Annotated in this window: 6 protein-coding genes; all 6 read right to left on the bottom strand. The window is 64.1% G+C overall.

Going from position 1 to position 6,154, the window contains the following annotated elements:
- A partial coding sequence (locus VGF12_RS01905; RefSeq protein ID WP_331174354.1) for an ExbD/TolR family protein occupies positions 1–261 on the bottom strand: 261 nt, incomplete at its 3' end.
- A gap of 15 nt (positions 262–276) precedes the next feature.
- Positions 277–705 (bottom strand): biopolymer transporter ExbD, encoded by a 429-nt coding sequence (locus VGF12_RS01900; protein ID WP_331174353.1) that lies wholly within the window; start codon positions 703–705, stop codon positions 277–279.
- A gap of 34 nt (positions 706–739) precedes the next feature.
- Positions 740–1,573: a MotA/TolQ/ExbB proton channel family protein gene (locus VGF12_RS01895; RefSeq protein WP_331174352.1), complete on the bottom strand. Its 834-nt coding sequence runs from the start codon at positions 1,571–1,573 to the stop codon at positions 740–742.
- A gap of 78 nt (positions 1,574–1,651) precedes the next feature.
- The gene (locus VGF12_RS01890; RefSeq protein WP_331174351.1) at positions 1,652–2,296 is read right to left on the bottom strand and encodes an ABC transporter substrate-binding protein; all 645 of its coding nucleotides are present in this window, start codon (positions 2,294–2,296) and stop codon (positions 1,652–1,654) included.
- Positions 2,297–2,688: 392 nt separating this feature from the next.
- Positions 2,689–3,390, bottom strand: a complete 702-nt coding sequence (locus tag VGF12_RS01885) for a 2OG-Fe(II) oxygenase (protein ID WP_331174350.1) — start codon at positions 3,388–3,390, stop codon at positions 2,689–2,691.
- A gap of 72 nt (positions 3,391–3,462) precedes the next feature.
- On the bottom strand, positions 3,463–6,141 hold the full coding sequence (locus VGF12_RS01880) for a TonB-dependent receptor (RefSeq protein ID WP_331174349.1): 2,679 nt from the start codon (positions 6,139–6,141) through the stop codon (positions 3,463–3,465).
- Positions 6,142–6,154 lie beyond the last annotated feature (13 nt).

Raw genomic sequence — 6,154 nt, 5'->3', positions numbered from 1 at the left:
GTCCAGGTTCGGGAGCGCGTTCTCGTCCCAGTAGATCGTGCCGTCAAAGTCGATCATGACCGTGTGCACGACCGGGTCCTGCACTGGCGGAGTCGAGCTCGGCGGCGGCATGTCCAGGTTGATCGTATGCAGTTGGATCGGGATGGTGATGATCAGCATCACCAGCAGCACCAGCATCACGTCAATCAGCGGCGTCGTGTTGACGTCCATCATGACTTCGGGGTCGCTGCCTCCCGAAGAACTTCCAACATTCATTCCCATGCTTGACTCCTGGGATCAGCCGCCACGAGCCGGCGGCTCGGTGACGAAGTTGATCTTCATGATGCCCGCGCGCTGGCAGGCGAAGATCACGCGACCGACCGACTCGTAGCGCGACTTGTCGTCGCCGCGGATATGCACCTCGGGCTGCGGGTTCTTGACCGATTCCTTGCCGAGGCGCTGCACGAGCTCCTCCATGTCGGGAATCAGCTTGGTGCCCCAGTAGACGTCGCCGTCCTTGCTGACCGAGAGTTCGATGTTCTCCGGCTTGGTGACGCGGACGATGTTGGTTTCCTTTGGCAGGTTCACCGCGATCGATTGCGTCACCACCGGCACGGTGATGAGGAAGATGATCAGCATCACCAACATCACGTCCACGAGGGGCGTGGTGTTGATGGTTGAGACCACCTCGTCCTCGCCGGAGGAGGATCCGACGTTCATGCCCATTGCATTGGCTCCTGTACGAGCTTCAGCTCAGGGTTTAGCGCTTGGCGACGGCGCGGTTGCCCATCAGCACGCCGTGCAGGTCGCCAGCGAACGAGCGGACCAGAGCCATGACGGTCTTGTTGCGGTTGACCAGCCAGTTGTAGCCCAGCACGGCCGGAACGGCGACGACCAGGCCGATGGCGGTCATGATCAGCGCGGCGCCCACGGGGCCGGCAACCTTGTCGATGGAAGCCTGGCCGGCCACACCGATGGCGGTCAGCGCGTTCAGGATGCCCCACACGGTACCGAACAGGCCGATGAAGGGAGCGGTCGAACCGACGGTCGCCAGGAAACCCAGGCCGGCCGAGATCTTGGTGTTGACGTCGGCGACGGCGCGGTCGACGTTCATCGTGACCCAGCTGCTGTGGTCGATGTTCTCGGTCAGGGCGCCTTCGTGGTGCTCCGAAGCCTCGATGGCGGTGGTGGCGATGTAGCGGAAGGCGCTTTCTTCCTTCAGGGCCTTGACGCCGTCAGCCAGGCTGGCCTTCTTGAAGAAGGAGGCGCGGACTTCCTTGGCTTCGGATTGCAGCTTGCTGGTGTCCCACAGACGGACCACCAGGATGTACCAGGAGCCCATGGACATGATGGCCAGGATGAACAGCACGACCTGGTCAACGACGTTGCCGTGGGCAACGATATTGGCCAGGCTGTAGGGATTGTCTTGCTTGGCAGGCGCGGCAGCGGCGGCGGGGGCCGTGGCGGCAGTGTCCTCAACCACGGCGGCCGAGGCGGCGTCGGCCGGCTTCTGATCTTGCGCGTGGGCGGGCGAAACAGCCAGGGTCGCGGCCATGGCGATGGCGGCAAGGAAGCCGGTGATGCGAGAAATCATGGAGTCAACTCCTAGGGAAAGATTCTGGTTTGATGCGGTTCTGAATGCGCCGGTCTGGCGCCGGATTCGAAGCGGGTCTTATTCGATCTTGAACTGGAACTCCTGCTCGAACACGTGATCGCCCGGGCATTCATAGGTTTCACGCAGGGTCGCCTCGATGGCCTGGACCAGGGCGCGCTGCGCCTTGCGATCCACACCGCCTCGCAGCGAGGTGATTTCGACGGCCGTCACACGACCGGCCTTGACGGTGGCCACGGCTTTGTAGAGGGCTTCGCCGCTCCAGTTGACCGACGGCATTTCGGGCTTGCCCATCTTGGTGCAGACCATACCGGCGGTGACCTTGGCGGGACGCGGTGCCGGTGCGGGCGCTGCGGGCGCCGGCGGCGGTGCGGGCCGGATTTCAGCCACGGCCGGCGGTGCGACCTGGGTGGACTGGATGGCCGGGGCCGGCGGGGCCGGGGCGGTCACCTGGAACTCGGGCGGCGGCACGAAGGGCGGCGGCGGAGCCTTCAGATCCGGCGGCGGCGGCACCACCTTCTCGGGCGGCGGCGGCGGCTTGACCTTCTCTTCAATGACCTTGACGTCGATAGGGCCAGTGACCTTCTTGACGATATCGCGCGCCAGGCCGCTGGCCAGTGCATAGATGGCGACGACGTGGATCAGGACCACGATACCGAAGCCCGTGAACCGGGACGCGCCCTGCTTCTCCTGCGCAAAATTCATGCGCGCTCCTTCTTGCAACTACAAATCACAGTCAATGACTTCTTCTCTGGAAGCGGCCACCGCCACGGCGGAAGTTGCGCCCCTGCCGTCGACTGGTCCCCGAAGGGCGTGCATTCTAGATCGCGGAAAGAATGATTCCGCCTCGTCGAAAACACGCAGTCTGCCCGGGTGTGTAAAGCAGCTTTACACCTGGTCGAGCCAAAAAAAACGCCCGGTGGCACAAAGCCGTCGGGCATACGTTTCATCGCCACGAACCCGGTGCGGAAAAACCGCACCCCCGGCCAAACTTGGCCACGTGTCATCTTAGCCCCCGGGTTTCCGGCAACTTCTTGGGGCTAACCCGGGCAGGAGGAACAGGGCGATTACATGCATCCGGTCACAAATGAGCACCCTCAAGCCGCAATGAGCCATCCCGTGATGGCGTTGCGCTGGCCTTGGGCAAAGGGCGGCACGTAGGACACGAAGTGGGTCTGTGGTACCGCGAACACCGACAAAGAGTTGAAATGCGGGAAGTAGCTCTCACTGACGCTGCCGTCGCGTTCGCTGAAATTCAGCAGGCCGCCCCAGTCCGGGCGCCATTGCCGGGTCAGGTTGATGACGTAGGCCAGGCGCCGCTCCTCCACGTCGACGTGATCGTCGTGGGCGAGCAGGAAGCTGCCGGGCGCGTACATGGTGGCCTGGGCGTACACGCGGTTGACCTCCTCGATGCCCGTGATGCCTCGCATCACCGACAAGAAGGCGTCGTCAGCCATCCAGCGGATGAAGCGCCCCAGCAGTCCGGGGTCGCTCTGGTGGAGCTCATCGGCCAGGGAGTGCGTATAAAACGAGAACTGGAACTGGCGACGGGCGACTTCGGCAATGCCGTCCGTCAGGTAGACCCGCTGGCTGGCGTCGAGGCCGCGCAGCTGTTCACCCGTCAGTCGGCGGTCGCCCTGGGCATCGCGATAGCACAGGCTCCAGTCGATCGCCTCGACCGCACGCGCCAGGGCGTCCGCCACATCCGGCTTGAAGAAGTCTCGGATCAGCAGACGGCGACGGCCCAGGAACTCTGCGTGGAGGAGAGTGAGATCGAGGTCCGGATTGATGTAGTCCATGGGTGGGTGGGACGGAGACAAACACAAACGGCAGGCCCGAAGGCCTGCCGGATTGCGTTCGACCGGTAAGGATCAGAACTTGAGGTTGGCGCGAACGTAGAAGCTGCGTCCCTTGACGTCGGCGTAGGTCGGGTCGAAACCGACCTGGAAGTAGTCTTCCTGGACCGTCACCGGCGGCTTCTTGTCGAGCAGGTTCAGGACGCCGGCCGTCAGCACCAGGTTCTTGACGCCCTTGTACTGGGCCTGCAGGCTCCAGAGGTCGTACTTGGGCACATGGTGCACCTCGTCGTAGTCGAGGTAGCCGCTCTGACGGAAGTACCGCACGCCGGCCGCCCAGGCATTGCCGTCCCAGTCCAGGCTGATGTTCTGCTTGACGCGGACCACCGGACCGCCGCGCAGGTACTTGCCCAGGTTGTCTTCGACCTCGCCGGTCACGACGTTGGTCTCGCTGCTCTTGGTGACAATGGTGGCGTCCCAGGCGGGCGTGAACGTGCCGATGTCAGTGCGCACACGGTATTTGGCCAGCAGGTCGAAACCTTGCGCCGTGGCTTGACCCACGTTCTCCAGCGAGGCTTTGACGTAGTCCAGGTAACCCTGGGCGTTCTTGATCAAGCGACCGGCGTACACGGAGGAGCTGGTCGTCGGGCCGGTCTGGTTCTTGTACCAGTCCTTCAGGATGTCGTCGCCGGACAGCGCCTTGATCCCGTCGGTGATCTTGATGCTGAAGTAGCCGACTTCCATCGACAGATCCTTCATCGGCTCGAACACGACACCGAGCGAAGCCGTCTTGGACTTCTCAGGCTTCAGGTTGCGGTTGCTGTTGTTCTGCACCGTCAGCTGCGTGTCGCAGTAGTTGGTGTTGGGCTTGTTGGCGCAGCCCACCGCGGTGTTGTAGTACGGATCGTTGAAGTTGCCGCCCGTGTTGGTCAGCGACGATGGCGCGTAGAGATTGTCCAGCGCCGGCGCGCGGAAGCCCTTGCCGTAGGAGCCACGGACCAGCAGTTCCTTGACCGGCGTCCAGCGCAGGCCGACCTTGGGGCTGGTGGACGACAGGTTGGGCGAGCTGAAGGCGCCGTCGCGCGAAGAGCCCGAGGCACCGGTGTACCGGTCGGCGCGCACGGCTGCATTCAGCTCGAGGTTCTTGATGACGGGCATGTTCAGCTCGGCATACACGCCTGTGGTCTTGCGCTCACCGCTGACCTTGCCGGCCGTCCCGGAGCCACCGACGATGTCGCCCGAACCGGCAATTTCGGAATAGCCGTCGAGGTACTTTTCCTTGCGCAGGTCGAGACCGGCGGCCAGTGCGGCATTGCCGCCCGGCAGCGCGAACAGCTCACGCGACATCGAGAAATCGAACGCGTCGAGGGTCGTCTTGGAGGCGCGATTGTTGCCATGCAGCTCGGCTTCCTTCAGCAGCGCGAGCCCAGCGGCATCGTTGGGGCCGAAGGGGTTGACATTGCCGGTCTTCAGCACGCGCACCAGCTGCGTGTCGGAGAAGTTGCCGGTCAGGAAGTCTTCGCTGGCCTTGGACTGGGCCCGCATCAGCCCGGCCTTGTAGTCCCAACCCGCCAACACGCCTTCGGCGCCCACCAGAGCCCGGGTCATGTCGTTGGTGACCTTGGTCAGGCGCTGGCCGCCGTCGACGATCCGCCAAGCGATCACGAGGTCGCCGCGATATCCCTTGCTGGACGACGCGTCAACCGCGGCGGTGGGGTAGTACTTGCCACCCGCGGGGTAGTAGTAGTCGTCGCGGCCCGACGTGCTGGACGGGGTCTGCGACGAACCCAGCGTGATCTCGTTCTTGGAGTAGGACAGCTCTGCGAACAGCAGGTGGTCGGCACTCAGTTCCGCCGTGCCGCGCAGCAGGCCACCAATGCGCGAGGAGGCCGGCACGATGTCGATCTTGCTCGTGTAGTCGTAGCGGCAGTTCGATCCGCCGGGGAAGCTGTCGGGCGGTGCGCAGTTCGGGAAACCAGCCACGCCGGGGATGTAGGCCCCGGTCTGGGCGTTGTAGGCATTGGCCGGGAAGGTATTGCCCGACGACTTGACGACGCCCAGGTCGGGGCGGTTACCGGTCTTGGCGAAGTCGCGATCCGACGCGTGGATGACGTCGTACTCCTGGAAACTGAAAGTCCCCAGCACATTGAACTTGTCCTTGGCCAGGTCGCCGAAGCCGATGCCGCCCTGGGCCGACGCGATCTTGCCGCCGCTGCTCTTGGGCTGCTCGTAGCCGGCCGTCACCTCGCCACCGCGGAAGTCCTTGCGCGTGATGAAGTTGATGACGCCGCCGATGGCGTCGGAGCCGTAGGTCGACGAGGCACCGTCGCGCAGGATCTCGATGCGCTCGATGGCTGCCAGGGGGATGGCGTTCAGGTCGACACCCGCGCCGGCGAAGGGGTAGATCGCCAGGCGGCGGCCGTTCAGCAGCACCAGCGTGCGCTCGCGGCCCAGACCACGCAGGGATGCACCGGTCTGACCGGTCGCGTTGGAGTCACCGATGGACTCGCCCAGCGAGCGGCCGCCACCATTGTTCGAGCTGAGGCGGTCCACCAATTCCTGCACATTCGACGCGCCGGACTTGTCGATGGACTCGCGCGTCACGACGGTCAGCGGCACGGCCGTCTCGGCGTCGATGCGCTTGATGCTGGACCCGGTGATCTCGATGCGTTCGAGTTTCTGTGCCTCCTGAGCCATCGCGCTGGTCGCGGCCAACGCCAGGACGGCACTCGTGATGGTGGACTTCTTGAACATGGGGACTCCTTGA

This window comes from Roseateles sp., from assembly GCF_036404855.1.
GTDB lineage: Bacteria > Pseudomonadota > Gammaproteobacteria > Burkholderiales > Burkholderiaceae_C > Pelomonas.
The sequence above is the reverse complement of the archived record's forward strand: the minus strand, read 5'-3'. Positions and strand labels throughout refer to the sequence as shown.